General features: G+C 39.5%; 17 protein-coding genes. 6 read left to right on the top strand and 11 right to left on the bottom strand.

The window, feature by feature from the left end:
- Nucleotides 1–72: 72 nt before the first annotated feature.
- The 4 genes from gcvP to T8I65_RS02520 all read left to right on the top strand — a co-directional run bounded on the left by gcvP (nucleotide 73) and on the right by T8I65_RS02520 (nucleotide 5531).
- Nucleotides 73–2922 carry an aminomethyl-transferring glycine dehydrogenase gene (gene gcvP / locus T8I65_RS02535; protein WP_322301916.1) on the top strand — a complete coding sequence of 950 codons (2850 nt, stop codon included), beginning with the start codon at nucleotides 73–75 and terminating at the stop codon, nucleotides 2920–2922.
- Nucleotides 2923–3051: 129 nt separating this feature from the next.
- Nucleotides 3052–4110, top strand: coding sequence for a ketoacyl-ACP synthase III (locus T8I65_RS02530; RefSeq protein ID WP_322301915.1), 1059 nt, complete (start codon nucleotides 3052–3054; stop codon nucleotides 4108–4110).
- Nucleotides 4110–4631 (top strand): methyltransferase, encoded by a 522-nt coding sequence (locus T8I65_RS02525; RefSeq protein ID WP_322301914.1) that lies wholly within the window; start codon nucleotides 4110–4112, stop codon nucleotides 4629–4631. The genes T8I65_RS02530 and T8I65_RS02525 overlap by 1 nt, the downstream gene beginning before the upstream one ends.
- Nucleotides 4632–4667: 36 nt before the next feature.
- Nucleotides 4668–5531 (top strand): glycosyltransferase family 2 protein, encoded by an 864-nt coding sequence (locus tag T8I65_RS02520; protein WP_322301913.1) that lies wholly within the window; start codon nucleotides 4668–4670, stop codon nucleotides 5529–5531.
- On the opposite strand, the gene pafA is transcribed toward T8I65_RS02520, so the two are convergent.
- On the bottom strand, nucleotides 5520–7151 hold the full coding sequence (gene pafA, locus T8I65_RS02515; RefSeq protein ID WP_322301912.1) for an alkaline phosphatase PafA: 1632 nt from the start codon (nucleotides 7149–7151) through the stop codon (nucleotides 5520–5522). The genes T8I65_RS02520 and pafA overlap by 12 nt on opposite strands.
- 117 nt (nucleotides 7152–7268) lie before the next feature.
- Here pafA and T8I65_RS02510 point away from each other — a divergent pair, with 117 nt between their 5' ends.
- Together T8I65_RS02510 and T8I65_RS02505 are read left to right on the top strand one after the other, a co-directional pair.
- Nucleotides 7269–8006 (top strand): ABC transporter permease, encoded by a 738-nt coding sequence (locus T8I65_RS02510; protein WP_322301911.1) that lies wholly within the window; start codon nucleotides 7269–7271, stop codon nucleotides 8004–8006.
- 3 nt (nucleotides 8007–8009) lie between these two features.
- Nucleotides 8010–8774 (top strand): ABC transporter ATP-binding protein, encoded by a 765-nt coding sequence (locus T8I65_RS02505; RefSeq protein ID WP_322301910.1) that lies wholly within the window; start codon nucleotides 8010–8012, stop codon nucleotides 8772–8774.
- A gap of 216 nt (nucleotides 8775–8990) precedes the next feature.
- On the opposite strand, the gene T8I65_RS02500 is transcribed toward T8I65_RS02505, so the two are convergent.
- From T8I65_RS02500 to porV, 10 genes are all read right to left on the bottom strand, one after another.
- A complete protein-coding gene (locus tag T8I65_RS02500) occupies nucleotides 8991–9311 on the bottom strand; it encodes a hypothetical protein (protein ID WP_322301909.1) in 321 nt (106 codons plus the stop codon).
- Nucleotides 9312–9453: 142 nt separating this feature from the next.
- Nucleotides 9454–10887, bottom strand: coding sequence for a DUF389 domain-containing protein (locus T8I65_RS02495; RefSeq protein ID WP_322301908.1), 1434 nt, complete (start codon nucleotides 10885–10887; stop codon nucleotides 9454–9456).
- A gap of 1 nt (nucleotide 10888) precedes the next feature.
- The gene (locus tag T8I65_RS02490) at nucleotides 10889–11980 is read right to left on the bottom strand and encodes a mannose-1-phosphate guanylyltransferase (RefSeq protein WP_322301907.1); all 1092 of its coding nucleotides are present in this window, start codon (nucleotides 11978–11980) and stop codon (nucleotides 10889–10891) included.
- 2 nt (nucleotides 11981–11982) lie between these two features.
- Nucleotides 11983–12582 (bottom strand): SprT-like domain-containing protein, encoded by a 600-nt coding sequence (locus T8I65_RS02485; protein ID WP_322301906.1) that lies wholly within the window; start codon nucleotides 12580–12582, stop codon nucleotides 11983–11985.
- A gap of 3 nt (nucleotides 12583–12585) precedes the next feature.
- Entirely contained in the window at nucleotides 12586–13269 is a 684-nt protein-coding gene (locus T8I65_RS02480) for an SDR family oxidoreductase (RefSeq protein ID WP_322301905.1), read from the bottom strand.
- The gene (locus tag T8I65_RS02475; RefSeq protein ID WP_322301904.1) at nucleotides 13262–14227 is read right to left on the bottom strand and encodes a M28 family metallopeptidase; all 966 of its coding nucleotides are present in this window, start codon (nucleotides 14225–14227) and stop codon (nucleotides 13262–13264) included. The genes T8I65_RS02480 and T8I65_RS02475 overlap by 8 nt, the downstream gene beginning before the upstream one ends.
- 63 nt (nucleotides 14228–14290) lie before the next feature.
- A complete protein-coding gene (locus T8I65_RS02470; RefSeq protein WP_322301903.1) occupies nucleotides 14291–16003 on the bottom strand; it encodes a pyruvate dehydrogenase complex dihydrolipoamide acetyltransferase in 1713 nt (570 codons plus the stop codon).
- 3 nt (nucleotides 16004–16006) lie between these two features.
- Nucleotides 16007–17008 carry a pyruvate dehydrogenase (acetyl-transferring) E1 component subunit alpha gene (gene pdhA / locus T8I65_RS02465; protein WP_322301902.1) on the bottom strand — a complete coding sequence of 334 codons (1002 nt, stop codon included), beginning with the start codon at nucleotides 17006–17008 and terminating at the stop codon, nucleotides 16007–16009.
- A gap of 111 nt (nucleotides 17009–17119) precedes the next feature.
- A complete protein-coding gene (gene cdd, locus T8I65_RS02460; protein ID WP_322301901.1) occupies nucleotides 17120–17602 on the bottom strand; it encodes a cytidine deaminase in 483 nt (160 codons plus the stop codon).
- 73 nt (nucleotides 17603–17675) lie between these two features.
- Nucleotides 17676–18830, bottom strand: coding sequence for a type IX secretion system outer membrane channel protein PorV (gene porV, locus T8I65_RS02455; RefSeq protein ID WP_322301900.1), 1155 nt, complete (start codon nucleotides 18828–18830; stop codon nucleotides 17676–17678).
- Nucleotides 18831–18930: the final 100 nt, after the last annotated feature.

Here is an 18930-nt window from a genome sequence, read left to right as displayed (position 1 = left end):
TACCTCTAAACAACTTTAAATTAGCTCGGAATTATGTACTTTTGCGCCACAAAAACACAACTTAATTTATTGATGAGAACAGATTCTTTCGCATTACGCCATATTGGTCCCAAAGCTGGAAATCTTCAGGAAATGTTGGACACTATTGGCGTTGAGTCTATAGAGCAACTTATATACGAAACAATTCCTGATGATATCAGGCTGGAAAACCCGCTTAATCTGCCAAAAGCAATGAGTGAGAACCAGTATGCAGAACATATTAAGAAGCTTTCAGAAAAGAATAAATTATATAAAACCTACATTGGTTTAGGATACCATCAAAGCATCCTGCCAGCGGTAATCCAGAGAAATATTCTGGAAAATCCGGGTTGGTATACTGCGTATACGCCTTACCAGGCAGAAATCGCTCAGGGTAGATTGGAAGCTCTTCTAAATTTCCAGACCATGGTAAGCGATCTTACCGGTATGGAGCTAGCGAATGCATCATTATTAGATGAATCTACTGCTGCAGCCGAAGCTATGGCACTTTTATTCTCTGTTCGCGAAAGAGATCAGAAAAAAGCAAACGTCAATAAATTTTTCGTTTCTCAACAAACTTTACCTCAGACGATTTCTCTAATGGAAACGCGTGCTAACTTCCTTGGGATCGACATGATTGTTGGAGATCATGAGGAATTTGACTTTTCTGAAGAATACTTTGGGGCGCTTGTTCAGTATCCTGGGAAATTCGGACAGATCTTCGATTATAAAGAATTTGTTGAAAATTGTAAAGCAGCTAATATCAAAACTGCATTTGCGGCAGATATACTTAGCTTGGTAATGCTTCAGGCTCCGGGAGAACTTGGAGTAGACGTGGTTGTTGGAACTACGCAGCGTTTTGGAATTCCGTTAGGATATGGGGGACCACATGCAGCATTTTTTGCAACCAGAGAGGATTTTAAACGCAACCTTCCTGGACGTATTATTGGTCTTACAAAAGATATTGACGGGAATAGTGCCCTTAGAATGGCATTGCAAACCCGTGAACAACATATCAAAAGAGATAAAGCAACTTCCAATATTTGTACTGCACAGGTTCTTCTTGCCGTTATGGCGGGAATGTACGCGGTATATCACGGACCACGCGGACTGGAGTACATTGCAGGTATTGTTCATGCGACTGCAGTTAGCCTGGAGGACAGTCTGAAAAATCTTGGTTTCGAACAGCAGAATTCGGCATATTTTGATACGCTACATGTAAAGGTTGACGCTAAATCTTTAAAAACTATTGCTGAAAAGCACGAAATAAACTTTTTCTATCCTGATTCTGAAAGTGCCTGTATTTCAATCAATGAGACCACTACTACAGACGATCTGAACGCTATCATTGCAGTTTTTGCTGAATTAAGTGATAAAGAAGCTAATGAAGTTTCTGAATTATCTTCTGAAATTAGAATTCCGGAGTCACTTCAACGTACAACCGAATTTTTAACTCACGAAGTATTCAACTTGTATCATTCAGAAACTGAATTGATGCGTTATATTAAAAAGCTGGAACGCAAGGATCTTTCCCTGAACCACTCCATGATAAGTCTTGGATCCTGTACCATGAAATTAAATGCGGCTTCAGAAATGTTGCCTTTAAGTAATCCGCAGTGGGGAAATTTACATCCCTTTGTTCCGGTAGACCAGGCTCAGGGTTATCAAACCATATTAAAAGAACTTGAAGATCAGTTAACTGAAATTACAGGATTTTCAGCAACCTCTTTGCAACCAAATTCTGGAGCGCAGGGTGAGTATGCTGGTTTAATGGTTATACGTGCATACCACGAAGCGAATGGAGACAGTCATAGAAATATTTGCCTGATCCCATCGTCTGCTCACGGTACAAATCCTGCTTCAGCAGTAATGGCCGGGATGAAAGTGATTGTCACCAAGGCCACTGAAAATGGAAATATAGACGTTGATGATCTACGCGAAAAAGCATTAAAACACAAGGACAATCTTGCTGCACTAATGGTTACATACCCTTCTACACACGGGGTATTTGAATCTGCTATTCGTGAAGTAACCAATATCATTCACGAAAATGGCGGTCAGGTTTATATGGATGGCGCTAACATGAACGCTCAGGTTGGACTTACCAATCCAGGGAAAATTGGCGCTGATGTCTGTCACCTGAACCTGCACAAAACTTTCGCCATTCCTCACGGAGGTGGTGGACCTGGAGTGGGTCCTATTTGTGTAGCTGAACAGTTGAAACCTTTCCTTCCTGGAAACCCGGTGATCAAAACCGGAGGAGATCAGGCGATTGGTGCGATTTCTTCAGCTCCGTGGGGTTCAGCCCTCGTTTGCCTTATTTCTTATGGATACATCAAAATGCTTGGTACTGGCGGCCTTCAAAAGGCAACAGAATATGCTATTTTGAATGCTAATTACATAAAGGAACGCTTGAACGGACATTATAAGACCCTTTATTCCGGAGAAAGAGGACGTGCTGCACATGAGATGATCGTAGATTGCAGACCCTTTAAAGAAAAAGGTATTGAAGTTACAGATATTGCAAAACGTTTGATCGATTATGGATTCCATGCTCCAACAGTATCATTCCCGGTAGCTGGAACGGTAATGATCGAACCAACTGAAAGTGAATCAAAACCTGAACTGGATAGATTCTGTGATGCGCTAATTTCAATTCGAAAAGAAATAGACGAAGCATCTGCAGATGAACCCAACAATGTTTTGAAAAATGCTCCGCATACCATACATATGCTTACCGCTAACGAATGGAATTTACCGTATAGTCGTGAGAAAGCAGCTTATCCATTAAGCCATTTGCATGACAATAAGTTCTGGCCAAGTGTACGACGTGTAGATGAAGCTTACGGAGACAGGAACCTGATGTGTACCTGTCCTCCTACTGAAGAATATGCCGAAGTATAAGCCAGATAGCACTTTAGAAATAAAAACCTGTCAACTGGCAGGTTTTTTTTCGACCAAAAAGTTTTAAATTATAAATGTAGCTTAAGGCTATTTAATTAAATTGTGAAATATTTATAATCTCAGAGTCAGATGAATTTTAAAATTACCGGTACGGGAAGTTACATACCTAATGTTGTCACAAGAAATGCTGACTTTGAGCAACATGAGTTTTTTAATCTCGACGGGAGTTCTTTTCCTCAGGACAATCCAACTACGATTCGCAAGTTCAAAGCTATTACCGGCATTGAAGAACGCAGGTATATTGAACCTGAAATGAATACTTCAGACATTGCAACTCTGGCTAGTAAAAAAGCTATAGAAGATGCTGGAATAGACCCTGAAACTCTTGATTATATCATAGTTGCTCATAATTATGGAGACGTTAAATCCAACACCGTTCAAAGCGATACCGTACCTAGTTTAGCTACCCGGGTCAAGGCAAAATTGAAGATTAGCAATCCTAAATGTGTAGGGTATGACATTCTCTTTGGCTGTCCAGGCTGGATCGAAGGTATGGTGCAGGCAAATGCATTTATTAAGGCTGGAATTGCGAAACGATGTCTGGTAATTGGTGCTGAAGCCTTATCCAGGGTTGTAGATAGTCACGACAGAGATAGCATGATATTTTCTGATGGTGCCGGAGCAGCAATTTTAGAAGCTTCGGAAGAGACGGGAGGTATTCTATCTCATGAGTCGGCAACATTCTCATTGCAGGAATCTGAGTATATCTACTTCGGAAAATCCAATAACAGTAAATCTTCCGAAGATATTCGTTTTATAAAAATGAATGGCCGGAAGATCTACGAATTTGCCCTGGTCAACGTACCAAAAGCGATGAAAACCTGCCTGGAAAATAGCGGTAAATCTATCGAAGATCTTAAAACTGTATTTATTCACCAGGCGAATGAGAAGATGGATGAAGCTATCATCAACAGGTTCTACAAATTACACGATATGCAAGCGCCTGAACATGTGATGCCTATGACCATCCACGAACTGGGAAATAGTAGTGTAGCTACTGTTCCAACTCTTCTGGACCTTGTACGTAAAGGTAAAATTGACCATCAAAAACTTGAGAAAGGTGACGTTGTAATGTTTGCCAGCGTTGGTGCAGGAATGAACATTAATGCGATCACTTACCAGGTATAATGTACGAACAAAGTTTCCCGGAAAAACGCTTTCAGAAAACACTGAAATTTTTAGAAAATCATATCTCCAGGGATGAACGAATTCTGGATCTGGGAGTTCCCAATCCGTTTTCAAAAATTATGGAAAAGGAGGGTTTTCTGGTAAATAATACCAAAGGAGAAGATCTGGACGATCATTTTGGGGCGGTTCAAACAAATTCTTATGATTGCGTTACGGCATTCGAAATCTTCGAACATCTACTCGCTCCATATAACATTCTGAAAGAGATCAAAGCTCCTAAACTTGTAGTAAGCGTTCCGTTAAAATTATGGTTTTCTCCGGCCTATCGTAGCAAGACCGATCCTTGGGACCGGCATTATCATGAATTTGAAAAATGGCAGTTTGACTGGTTGCTTGAAAAAAGTGGCTGGGAGATAAAAGACAGTATTCAATGGGCACATCCAGTGAAGAAAATTGGGTTACGCCCTATTCTTCGGAAGTTTACTCCAAGGTACTATGCAGTCTATGCTGAAAGGATCTAATACTCTATCTTAGCCACTTACTGAAATTTCCATTTCGTGAGAATCTATATTATTATCCCGGCACATAACGAAGCAAATATTATTGGCAGGACACTAGAGTCGCTGGCTGAGCAATCGTTGAAACCTGCGAAAATAATGGTTGTGGATGATAACTCTACAGATGCAACTTCAGAAATTGTCGAGGGTTTTGCTAAAAAATATGACTTTATAGATCTCGTTCAGAATGAATCTTCTGTAGAACATGCTCCTGGCAGTAAGGTTATCAATGCATTCTATCAGGGATTCTATCAATTAGACGATGACTTTGATATCATTTGTAAATTTGACGCCGACCTTATTTTTCCTGCAAACTACCTGCAAAGGATCGTTGAGATATTTGAGTCGGAACCGGGTGTTGGAATGGCTGGAGGTTTTTGCAGTGTCCAGAGAAAGGACAAATGGATTCCCGAAAATCTTACAGGCAAGGATCACATTCGTGGCGCACTAAAAGCTTACAGCAAACATTGTTTTATACAAATTGGGGAACTTAAACCTGCCATGGGCTGGGATACAGCAGATGAACTTCTGGCTAGATTTCATGGATGGAAAGTTGTGACCGATGAAAATCTTCTGGTAAAACATCTTCGTCCCACTGGAATGAATTACTTTGAGCATTCTGGTCGTAAGCAAGGAGAGGCATTCTACAGACTTCGATATGGAATTGCTTTAAGCATGATCGCTTCAGCTAAACTTGCTGCTCTAAAGATGAATCCTTTCGCTTTTTTACATTATCTATCTGGTTTCTTTAATGCCAGAAAGAAAAAACGACCTTTTCTCGTATCCGAAGAAGAAGGCCGTTTTATTAGAAAATTGCGTTGGGACGCAATAAAAAATAAGTTTCTTTATAAATTACCTCTCTAACACTTCCTTTAAAGGTTTTCCCGTACTGGCATTTGGGAAAGCAATTCCCAGCATCGCTGAAATAGTAGGTGCAATATCTCTAATGTATGTTTTCTCGTAAGTTTCACCTTTGTTGATACCTTTTCCGAAGAAAAGAAGAGGCGCATGTGTGTCGTAAGCGAACCCACTTCCATGAGTCGTTCCCTTATCAGGGTATACAATATAACCAGGATCGATTACAAATACCAGGTCTCCACTACGCTTCTGGTTATACCCATGCTGAATAAGTTCTCCAATTTGGTTTGAAAACGCCCCGATCTGAAGTTCATGCCTCGTGAATACTCTAGATATTTTCTCCTGTTTCAATAAGAAATGAGACATTTTAGAAGTCACTTCTTCCACACTGAGATCTTCAGCTAATAATTCATCGTAATTCAGGAAGATCTGGCTGTTGCTTATATTTTTTATAAGACTATCATTTTTGAACGTTTCAGAAGAAAATTTATTCAGTTTTTCCTTCATGGTTAATTCATCATAATAACCAGCTGGCACCTTTTTAGACCTTAGATAGGCAGGAACATCTACTCCACCATGATCTGCGGTTAGAAAAACCACATACTCCCCAGCGCCAACCTCAGTATCCAGAAATTGCAGAACATCGGCAATATTCTCATCCAATCTCATGTAGGTATCCTGAATTTCCTTACTATTCACTCCAAAGTTGTGGCCAACATAATCGGTACTGGAAAAACTAAGAGTAAGAACGTCTGTAATATTGTCCATTCCTAGTTCTTCACCTTTGATCGCAGCTTTAGCAAATTCGGCAGTAAGATCATTTCCGAAAGGTGTGGCCTTGATTAGATCATATTCGCCATTTGCTTTGGCCAGTGTTTTCAGGTCATAAGGGAAATCTGCAGTTTCTTTTCCGTCGAAACCAAACTCAAATTCATTACGGTCCACCCCACTTTGCTCATATGTTGTGATGTCCTTCAACGGCGCCCATTCTTTCAAATAAGACTTCGCGATACCAGAATCATTAAAATCCTGCACCCATTGAGGTAATTGCTCCATATAGTAAGAGCTTGTGATCCATTTCGCTTCATTCTTGCCATGAAACCAGTAAGCGGCATTTGCAGCATGACCTGCTGGAAGTATTGCTCCACGATCCTTTAAAGCTACCCCGATGGTTTTTCCCTTTCCCTGGGTTTGCAGCCTGTTCTCATCACCAAAAGTGGTAGACTTCATACGATGCGGCGACATTTTTCCAGCACGGTCTGCAGTCCCTATTGGATTCACTCCATCATCACCTGCGCAATAGACAAACGAATCTTCGAACTTGTTATACCAGTTATTTCCTATGATACCATGATTTGTCGGAGTCGTTCCAGTGAATACTGACGCATGCCCAGGGCCGGTATAGGTAGGTACATAATTGAAATGATGATTTTTAAAGTTATAGCCATTATTAACCATTCTCTTAAATCCGTTTTCTCCAAATTGATCCCAGAATCGGGTTAGGTAATCATAGCGCATCTGGTCTACAACGATACCAACTACCAGCTTCGGTTTTTCTTTTGTGATCTGTGAACTAACAGGTTTAAAACTTATTAGCATCAGTAGTATGATCAAGCTTCGTTTCATTCTTTAAAAAATTAGTTTGAATTCCCAAAATTACTAAACTTGAAACGCTAAAGTTTAATTAAGCGTTAAATACTTTAGACCGAAATTTTAGTATTTTAGCTGGACAAAATTGAATTGATGACGTACCTGTACTCCATTGGGGAATACTTTATAATGCTCAAGGGAGTTTTTGGCAGAATGACCAAAGGCTCGGTTCTAAGAAATCTAATATTTAAGGAGATTAACGAGCTTATTATGGGCTCTATGGGAATTGTAGCATTCCTGTCTTTTTTCATAGGAGCGGTTGTTGCTATTCAAACAGCTTTAAACCTTAACAATCCATTAATCCCAAAATCACTGGTAGCCTTCGCGGCAAGACAGTCGATTATCTTGGAATTCGCTCCAACATTTATTTCTATTATTATGGCTGGTAAAGTTGGATCTTTTATCACTTCCAGTATAGGATCCATGCGCGTTACAGAGCAAATCGATGCTCTTGAGGTTATGGGAATCAACTCAAAGAATTATTTGATATTCCCCAAGGTTATTGCCATGTTAACGTACCCATTTGTTATAGCTATATCGATGTTTCTGGGAATTGCGGGCGCTTATACTGCGGCGGTTTATGGCGGATTTGTTACGAGCGATCAGTTTCTAACTGGTTTACAGGATGACTTTATAGGTTTTCATCTTACCTATGCTTTTATAAAAACAATATTATTTGCATTCATTCTGGCCACAGTTCCGGCTTATCATGGTTATTTCATGAAAGGAGGAGCGCTTGAAGTTGGAGAAGCTTCTACTACCTCTTTCGTTTGGACGAGTGTAGTTTTGATCATTACCAACTACGTTATAACACAACTTTTATTAAGCTAGCAGATGATACAGGTAAAGGATTTACATAAGGGTTTTAACGGTCAGGAAGTATTAAAAGGTATTGACTATCAATTTGAGCGCGGTAAAACGAACCTTATCATTGGTCAATCTGGGTCTGGGAAAAGTGTTTTTCTGAAGTGTATGCTTGGATTGTTCAAACCAGATCAAGGAACCATTGAATACGATGGAAAGCCTTACTCCACATTCTCAGATCAGGAACAGCGTGAACTTAGAACCGAAATTGGAATGTTGTTTCAGGGCGGTGCCTTGTTCGACTCCATGACGGTTGCTGAAAATGTGATGTTTCCATTACGAATGTTCACTAACCAGAAAAGATCTGAAATGAAAGATCGGGTTACTGAAGTACTGGAACGTGTCAACCTCGATGGAAGTGAAAACAAAATGCCTTCAGAAATTAGTGGAGGGATGCAAAAAAGGGTAGCGATTGCCAGAGCAATCGTGAATAAACCCAAATATCTTTTTTGCGATGAACCAAACTCGGGTCTGGATCCACAGACAGCAACTGTTATTGATAATCTAATACAGCAGCTGACTCATGAAAATGATATTACTACTGTCTTGATTACTCACGACATGAACTCTGTGCTTGAAATTGGAGAAAAGATAGCATTTCTCAAAGACGGACTCCTAGCATGGAAAGGAACAAAGGAGGAAATTTTTACTACAGAGGATAAAACAGTAACTGACTTTGTCTATTCATCAAACCTATTTAAGAAGGTTCGCGAAGCTCAGCTAAAAGGACACTAGAAACTAAAACATAGTTATAGAACTTTTTAGCCTTGTTGAAAAGTGGGGCTATCACTAGTTGCGTGAGTAAAAAAGCTTACTTAGGAGACTAATTATATTCCTAAAATTTTAATAACATTTTATCAGCTTACCCTACATTGCGATGTCTCGATCCTTCTTGACGTCATGAACTAAACTCTTTCCTTGAAGCATTTTTTATTTAAAAGTCTGACGTGCTTATTCTTTTGCCATTTCAAAAGACTCTTTTCTAAACCTTGGATCAACATATCCGAAGAAACTTATCGTACTATCCTCTTTATGTACTAAAACAATAAACTTTTCACCCCTATTTAGATGCACTTTTAGATTTTCTTCCTGGCTCTTTAATGGTTTTTCCTTCTCCACAAAGTATTCATAGAATAGAATATTGGTTTTGGGAATATGGTAGCTTCGCCTGTTTTCTATAACCCTTCCGGTTACTTCGTAAAAGTGCCTCGGGTTGTAATCTTCGTAGTCCAGATTTGTATTACTTTTTTCATCTGAGCAACTTGAGTTCAAAATCAAGCAGACCTTCAGAAAAATAAAAGTCAGTATTTTCCTAATTGAACTCATTTACACTTGCGTAGATTACCTAATAGTCACCAATATCTTAATTTTAAGCTTAGGAAATTAAATAAAGAAGATTAGCAAAAAATCTTGATCAGCGAACATTCTTAATCGCTACTGTATCTAATTTGAGTCTCACCTTCATCCACTGGCCAAATTTATCTTGCTGAACTTTTAGCTTTTCCCCACGCAAATTATTATCCCAGGTTACAGTAAAGGTTGGGATAGTATCAGTCTTCTGGAAATTCGTGGTAATTAGATTAGAATATCCTATTTCTTCAATGTCTTCATAATTGATCTTTGCTTCCTTACTCAATTCAGTAAAACTGAATTTTTCTCCGCGATACTTGGACAACTCTTTTTCAAGAAGCTCAATTCTTTTGTCTTTGTTCGCCATCACTTCCTGATTCTTGACATAAAGATCTTCAAGAATACCACTTCTTAGCTGACTCGACAGCATATCCATATCCTGTGATTGATCCGCCCCTTGGTGAACTATTAGCTCAGCACCTGCCAATGCTTCAATTTCCTTCATCTGGCTTTTCCAGGTTTCTATCGTTGCGTTTGGAACAGGATTCCCTATAAAATAAATATCAATTTCCCTATCCTTGAAATCACTGGTGTTTTTTATAATCTCAGCTCCATTATATCGAAGGTTGTTTGCAATAAATTCTTCAGCCTTACTATGGTAAACCTGCTCTCTTAGAAGCTTAACGAATAGAACAACACTTGGGATCATCACGATAATGGCAATAGTGGAAGCAATCTGCGCGATTCTTTTCCTTCGCTTGCTATTCGCATAACGTACCAATGGAAAACCAAGCAATTTGGCTACTACAAATGTTGATAAAGCTATGAATACGGCATTAATTGAAAATAAGTACAACGCACCAAGAGCATATTCCCATTTAGCATTGGCTATACCATATCCTACAGTACATAGTGGTGGCATTAAAGCCGTAGCAATCGCAACTCCAAGAATAACACTGGCGATAGTTCCTCTTTTGGTCTTCGCTACTATTAACGCAAGTCCACCAAAAATCGCTACAAGTACATCCAGTATGGTGGGATATGTTCTTGCTACAAGTTCTGGTGTTTCGTTTTTTACAGGTGAGATAAAGAAGTAAACAGTGGCAGTTAAAACACTAAGTCCTACCATTATTCCAAGATTGACGAACGAACGTCTTAGTGTATCCACATCGTTAATGGCTACGGCCATCCCAATTCCAACAATAGGACCCATTAAGGGAGAAATAAGCATGGCACCTATTACTACTGCTGTGCTGCTTACATTCAAACCAATAGAAGCTACAAAAATGGAGAATATCAGGATCCAGGCATTATGACCTTTAAAGGATATATCCTTCTGCACGGCTTCTACCGTCGATTCTCTATCGGTATCCGGACGTATATCCAGCAATCGGCTTAGGAAATTTCGCGCCTGGCTTCTTATCTGCTTTGCGTCTTTACTGAGATTTTCCGAAAGCTTATCTTTCGGTTCTTCTTTGGGAGCTTGCTGTTCCTGCATCTTAACCTAATTCATCACCGTAATTCTCCATAACATTCTGTCGCCATTCCTTAATTTGCTGCTCGTTAGATTTTGGTATGATCATTAGGACATCTTTATCCTCCACGATAATGTAGTCGTCAAGTCCCTGTACCACTACCAATTTATTACTTTCAGTGGAAATTATGTTGTTATGAGAGTTTTCTGAAAGCATCCTGGCTTTGATCAAGGTATTCCCATACTCATCTTTTGGAAGTTCAGACTGGACAGAAGACCAGGTCCCCAGGTCGTTCCAGTCAAAACTAGCAGGGATCATATATACTTTATCCGACTTTTCCATGATGCCGTAATCAATAGAAATATTAGCTGCCAGGTGATAATTCTCCTTTATAAATTGTTTTTCTTCCTTAGTATTCAAGAGTTTTTCGGCCTTCGCGAACAGATCGTACATTTCACGTAAGTGAGTTTTAAAATTCTCAATGATCGTCTCCGCTCGCCATATAAAAATACCTGCATTCCAGGCGTAGTTCCCAGCATCCAAAAACTCCTGTGCTTTCTTCTCCCCTGGTTTTTCAGTAAAATTGATTACCGGCTTTACTTCAGCCTTTTCATCTTTATCATACTCTATATACCCATAACCTGTATTGGGGCTATTTGGCTGAATACCAAGTGTAATAAGTTTATCACTATTTTCTACCTCTAAAAAGGCCTTTTCTAAAGCTGTAATAAAATCCGCTTCTTCCTTGATCCAATGGTCACTTGGAGCAACCACGATACTGGCATCTGGATTTTTATTGTAGATCTTCATGGATCCCAGTAAAATGCTGGGTGCAGTATTTCTCATAGTTGGTTCTGCAACGATCTGATCATCGTGGATCGAACTAATCTGTTCCTTGATCACATCTACGTAATCTTCGTTGGTTAGCACGTAGATGTTTTCCTGCGGAATTAATCTCGACAGTCTTTTAAAAGTGGTTTGAAATAGAGTTTCGCCTACAGCGAGTATGTCCAGAAATTGCTTGGGTGAAGATTTCTTGCTGGCAGGCCAGAACCTGGAACCGACTCCACCGGCCATAAGAATAGCGTAATAATTGTCTTTTTTGGTTCCAGTCATGTTTAAACTTTTAGCAGTTGTACTTCAGCATTAGGCTGAAACAAATATATGCGTCCGGTATCAATTTCCAGACATTCAAATCTTTTTACTTTTCTAGCCCCTTTCTTAAAAGTTTTTCCATTATGAATTCTGAAAATACTTCCGGAAGGGATCTCAAAGACATAATTCTTATCATTCTCGGGATCATAACTTTTTAATGCTACGGAAAGATGCGCATCTGTATCACTGGATGCCTTAGGATTTCTGAAGTGATTCGCTATCACCGGCAATAAAGAACCTGGAAAAACCTCAGGTCTGATAAAAGGCAACATCAAACTTCTAAAACAATGTTTCCATTCCTGCCCATGTGGCTTAATACTTCTTCCATATTTTTCGAAAGCTACCAGGTGCGCGATCTCGTGCACGGTCGTAATTAGAAACCTATATTTATTCAAATTGGAATTGATGGTGATTTGTTGAGAGCCATCTGGCATTCTCCGGTAATCACCATGTCTCGTCACTCTTTCGTTTACGATCTTCAAATGAACCGAATGTAACCTGATCATTTCAGAGATAGGTTCTACAGCCTTAGCCGGAAGATATTTTGAAAGAATTTCTCGCATAATTTATGGAGTACTATTAGAAACCTGCAAAATTTTACCATTATAAAACTGCTGACCATTCTGACTAAAATCGGCTATATACTTCGCCATTTTTTCAGCAGAAACCGGTGCCTCGTAACCAGGAAAAGCTTCTTCAAGCATTTCAGTTTGAACAGCACCCAGTGCAAGAACGTTAAAGGCCGGACCATTCTCTTTGTATTCTTCAGCAAGTAACTCTGTAAGCGTAATAATTGCACCTTTACTAGAACTATAGGCAGCAAGTCCCGGAAACTTGATACTTCCCTGTATTCCGCCCATACTACTTACATTCAAGACATGACCTCCAGCACTCATAAATGGTAATAACTGGCGGGTAAGCTCTGCCAAACCTATCACATTCACTTTGTATACTTCTGAAAAATCTTCCATAGTAGATTCAGCAAAAGGTTTATTTAAAAGTGCTCCTGCATTATTTATTAGAATATCAACATTTGAGTCCCAGTTTTCAGCGATCCATTTACCAACACTTTCAATTTCAGAAATACTGGTAATATCGAATGCGAGCCCATTCACCTGATCAAGGCTTAGATTTTTGACTGGTTCATCATTTCTGGAAAGTGCCAGAACTTCGTGACCCTGTTCTGCAAAGATCTTTACCATTTCAAATCCAATTCCACGACTGGTTCCGGTAATCACAATTTTACTCATTACTCGTCATTTTAATTTCTTTCTCTTCAGAATTTGCCATTTTAGTAAGCCCTGGGATCAAAGCACTGATAAGCTCAGACATAAATTCAGGATCAAGTTTTTCAGCTTCATCATCTACGTGATGGTAGTAATTATAATTTGAAAAATCGAATGTAGAAACAGTTTGTGATGGCACACCAAAGGTTTCGTAGAATGGATAGTTGTCGCTGCGTTTGAATAAACTCATTTGCTGCGCCTGAGGCAGGAATCCAAGTACTTTCTCACCATTAGAATATTCATTGAATTTTTCAGCCAGATTGGATTTTTCAAATCCGGTGAGATAAGCCTGATAATCCTTGGCTTTCATTGGAACCCCAATCATTTCTATATTGAACATGACATAAAGATCAAGCTCTTGTGATTTTAATCTTTTAGCAAGATGTTTTGATCCTACTAATCCCATCTCTTCCGCAGAAAATAATGTGAACAGGATACTTCTTTTATTATTGTTAAGCTTGGCGAACTCTTTTGCCAGTGCTAAAACTGCAACGGTTCCAGCAGCATTATCATTAGCACCATTGGCTATAGCATCTCCATCAACCGGTTTTCCTTCCCCAATATGGTCGTAATGAGCTCCTATCACGATAAACTCATTTTTGAGCTTTTCGTCGCTTCCCTCAAGGTATCCTACTATATTAAATCCATCAGTATTTTTAACCTGAAAGCTATCCCGGTAAGTTTCGAAATAAGGTTTGATTCCGGCACTTTCAAATTCTTTTTCTATAAAACTGGCGGCCTCTTCGATTCCGGCTGTACCGGTCTTTCTCCCCAATAAATCATCAGAACTTAAGTATTCCAGATGTTCAGCAACCTCTTTACTGTCTATAACATTCTCAGCAGTTTGCGCATTACAGGATAACAATCCTGCAACTGCCAATGTCAAACCTACTATTTTACCTTTATATGTAATATTTCTCATAAAGCTAAAGATAAAAAAATCCCGCAATTATGCGGGATTCAAATATAGTTATGACGGCTAAACTTATGCCAGCATCGTCACTGGGTTTTCCATATATGTTTTTAGAGTTTGCAGGAACTGAGCTCCCGTTGCTCCATCTACTGTACGGTGATCACAAGCAAGGGTAAGTTTCATTGTGTTACCAACTACGATCTCACCATTTCTAACTACAGGCTTCTCTACAATCGTTCCAACAGAAAGAATTGCTGAGTTTGGCTGATTAATAATGCTTGTAAATTCTACAATCCCGAACATTCCAAGATTAGAAACAGTAAAGGTACTTCCTTCCATTTCGGCTGGTTGTATCTTTTTATTTCTAGCTTTTCCGGCAAGATCTTTCACATTACCTCCAATTTGAGTTAGTGACATTTGATCAGCGAATTTAAGTACTGGAACTACCAATCCTTCATCGACCGCAACCGCAACTCCCATATGAATATGGTTTGCAAGCTTCATCGTATCACCTGTCCACTGACTATTCACCTGCGGGTGCTTTCTTAAGGCCATCGCCGAAGCTTTGATCACCATATCATTAAAAGACACCTTAACATCAGGCATTTCGTTGATATGTTTACGTGAAGCCATCGCGTTTGCCATATCTACTTCTATAGTAAGATAGTAATGTGGTGCTGTAAATTTAGATTCTCCAAGTCTCTTGGCGATCGTTTTACGCATTGGAGAGTTTTTACGCTCTTCATAGCTCTCCTCACCTGCTGGCGTGTATGGCTGTACTGAAGCAGTAGTTTCTTTTGAAGAGTCTGATTTTGCTTCTGTAGCAGTTTCCTTCTTTTCAGCTCCTTTAAAGTTTTCGATATCTTTCTTAACGATTCTACCGTTCTCTCCGGAACCATCTACTTCTGCAAGATCAATTCCTTTGTCTTCGGCCATTTTTTTAGCCAGAGGAGATGCAAAAATTCGTTTTCCATCGTGAGATGAAGAATCACTCGATTTCTTATCTTCTTTTTCCTGCTTATCTGAATCTTTCGATTCCTCTTTTTGTTCTTCTTCGGAAGAATTTGAAGATTTCTTCTTGGCTGAAGTATCTGTAGAACCATCAATACCAGAAACATCTGTACCTTCAGGTCCGATAATAGCTAGTAAGCTATCAACTTTCGCAGACTCACCTTCCTGGATTCCGATCTTTAGAAGCGTTCCTTCATAGAAAGACTCGAATTCCATCGTTGCTTTATCAGTTTCGATTTCAGCAAGAATATCACCTTCTTCTACTTTATCTCCTTCCTGCTTCAGCCAGGCTGCAACAGTTCCTTCTTCCATTGTATCACTAAGACGTGGCATTTTCACCACCTCAACTCCTTCAGGAATACCTCCTGAAGAATCAGAATCTTCAGAAGATTCATTATCTGAATCAGATTCACTCTCTTTCTTCTCTTCTTTCTTCTCTTCGGAATCATCATCTGAAGAATCTTTAGCCTCTTCTGTATCTTCCGAAGAATCTGAAGATTTTCCACCACCTTCAATAAGGTCTGAAATATCTTCTCCTTCTTCACCAATAATTGCCAGAAGCTCGTCAACTGGTGCACCGTCTCCTTCTTCAACACCTATATGAAGCAAAGTACCATCATAGAAAGATTCAAACTCCATCGTCGCCTTATCGGTCTCGATCTCTGCAAGAATATCTCCCTCTTCTACTTTATCTCCTTTTTTCTTTAACCACTTTGCAACGGTACCTTCTTCCATGGTATCGCTCAAACGCGGCATTTTGATAACTTCTGCCATAGCTTAATCTAATTTATGTGCTAGAAATGGATAATCTTCCTGTTCGTAAACAACATCGTACATGATGTTCTTATCTGGGAAATCTGACTCATCTGCGAATTTCTCACATTCTGCCACTTTTTCCTTTACTCGCTTATCGATCTCCTTGATCTCTTTATCTGAAGCGTATTTTTTATCCTGTATAATCTTCTTCACCTTGGTGATTGGATCTAATTTTTGATAATCGGCTACCTCATCCTTGGTTCTGTACTTTTGAGCATCACTCATTGAATGACCTCTATATCGGTAGGTTTTCAACTCAAGGAAAGTTGGACCGTCCCCTTTACGAGCACGTGTGATAGCTTCATCCAAAGCTTCAGCAACCTTTACTGGATCCATAGCGTCTACAGGACCACATGGCATTTCGTAACCATTACCTAGCTTCCAGATCTCTGTATCTTTAGAAGTACGAGCTACAGATGTTCCCATCGCGTATCCGTTATTTTCCACACAAAATACTACTGGAAGGTTCCAGTTTACTGCCATGTTCAGCGTTTCATGAAGAGAACCCTGTCTAACAGCACCATCCCCCATAAAAGTTAGGGTTACGTTGTCCCTCTTGTGATATTTATCTGCAAATGCTAAACCGGCACCTAGTGGAATTTGACCACCAACGATCCCGTGACCTCCGTAGAACCTATGTTCTTTAGCGAAAATATGCATAGAACCACCAAGTCCCATGGATGTACCTGTCTTCTTACCGTAAAGCTCTGCCATTACCTTTTTTGGGTCCACACCCATACCTATTGGCTGAACGTGATTTCGGTAAGCAGTGATCATACGATCTTTCTCAAGATCCATCGCATGTAATGCTCCGGCTAAAATTGCTTCCTGCCCGTTATATAAATGTAAAAATCCTCTAACTTTCTGTTGAATATAAACCTGCGCAAGCTTGTCTTCAAATTTACGCCAGAACAACATATCCTCGTACCACTTTAAGTATGTGGCTTTTGTAATTTTCTTCATCTAAAATTTATATTTAAAAGGCCAGACAGATTGGTTTTGCCGAGCGGATAACAAAAATACTATTTTCAACAAGAAACGAAAACAGTTTTAAAGCAAAAAATTACGAAAACCTTATAGACAATTACTGTCGAAAACTAAAGGTAGAATCTCTGCGACCGATGCTGCTTTCATCACTTCTCCGGTTTCACCCATAAAATACAGCTCGATAGCTTCCTTTTGCTTCACTTCGTATTCTACCAACGCCTGCCTGCAGGCTCCGCAAGGTGGGACTGGCTTGGTGATTTCCTGGTTCAAAGAACGCGCAGTAATTGCGATCTTCAGGATTTTGGATTCAGGAAACTTCGCTCCAGCATAATAAACTGCGGTTCTTTCAGCACAAAGACCAGAGGGATAGGATGCATTTTCCTGATTGCTTCCCACGACAACCTCACCATTGTCAAGTAAGATTGCTGCACCTACTTTAAATTTCGAGTATGGTGCATATGCCTTGTCTCTTACTTCAACTGCCTGTTTCATAAGACCCTGTAATTCTTCGGAAAGCTCCTGGACAGAATCATATATTTCGAGACTGGTAGTAATATCTAATTTTTTCATTAGTGATTATTAAAGACAACAAAATCGGAAACCCAAAGGATTCCCGATTTGCTTATAATTTAAAATGTTCTTTTTAATTATTGAAAGTATCGCCGAAGTTATAGCTTAAACCGAATCTAAGTGTCCCCTCCAGCGGACTAGGCACTGTAGAGGTCGAGAACAAATAAGAAGCATCAATAACTACAGATTCGTAAGCAAAGCCAGCTCCAAGTGCGAAGAATTTTCTAAAACCTTTTTGATCACTTTCATTGAAATAACCTGCTCTCAAAGCAAATTTTTCCTGATACCAATATTCTGCTCCTACTGCAACTGTCACTTCTTTCAATTCTTCTGAAAAACCATCCGGAGCATCTCCAAAGGATTCGAAAATACCACCAATTGAACTGGTTTCATTATAAATAAGATCGTCTTCAGCAGTTATTTGTCCGTCACCGTTAAAATCTTGCGGAGTTGGAACCAGAAGTTTATTGAATTCTACATATGTCCCTAGCTTATTATCTGCATCGAAAATAAAATCGAAACCAGCTCCAAGTTTTAAATTGGTTGGAATAAAGTTTTCCTGCCCGGCATCATCATATTTCATTTTAGGTCCAATGTTCGCAATATTGGCACCTAATCTCCATTGCCCATCAAAACCTGCGAAGGTAAGATTTGCGCTTTGGTAGTAAGCTGCCACATCTACTCCAAAAGTAGAGGCTGCACCAAGATCTTCATTATCCTGTAAACCAAGATCAGATCTTAAATACCGGCCGGCTACAGCCATGGAAATATAATCACTTAGCTTTAAGGAATAAGAAACATCAAAAGTGAGTTCATTTGGATTTACCAGGATTGGCATCTGCTCAAAGATTTCCCTGGTTTCGATGGAACCAAGACTAAAATATCTTAGTGAGGCTGCAGCCGCACTTCTATCATCTATCTTATGAAAATAGTTCAAGCTACCAAGAAAGATATCATTCACAATCTCACTAAGGTAAGGCGTATAAGAAACAGAAACTCCGTTTTCACTGGTTGCAAAAGCATACTTTGCCGGATTCCATTGTTGAGAGAAAACATCTGGAGAAGTAGCTACCCCCTGGTCTCCCATCCCCGCAGCTCTGGCATCTGCCGCTACAAGCAAAAAGGGAACAGCCGTAGTTATCACACGATCCCCACTATCCTCCTGTGCAAATATTGAAAAGTCGACAAAAAATATAGTCGCGATCAATAAGATTGTAGTTTTTTTCATTTTCCTTATGAATGAATGATAAACAAATATATAGTAATATTCCTGTTAAGAAAGCACCATTTAGCTAAAATGCCTTAGATAGGGGTCGAACTGAAGCTTT

Source organism: Christiangramia sp. OXR-203 (assembly GCF_034372165.1).
GTDB lineage: Bacteria > Bacteroidota > Bacteroidia > Flavobacteriales > Flavobacteriaceae > Christiangramia.
Note: the sequence above shows the minus strand (reverse complement) of the source record. Positions and strands in the feature narration are given on the sequence as shown.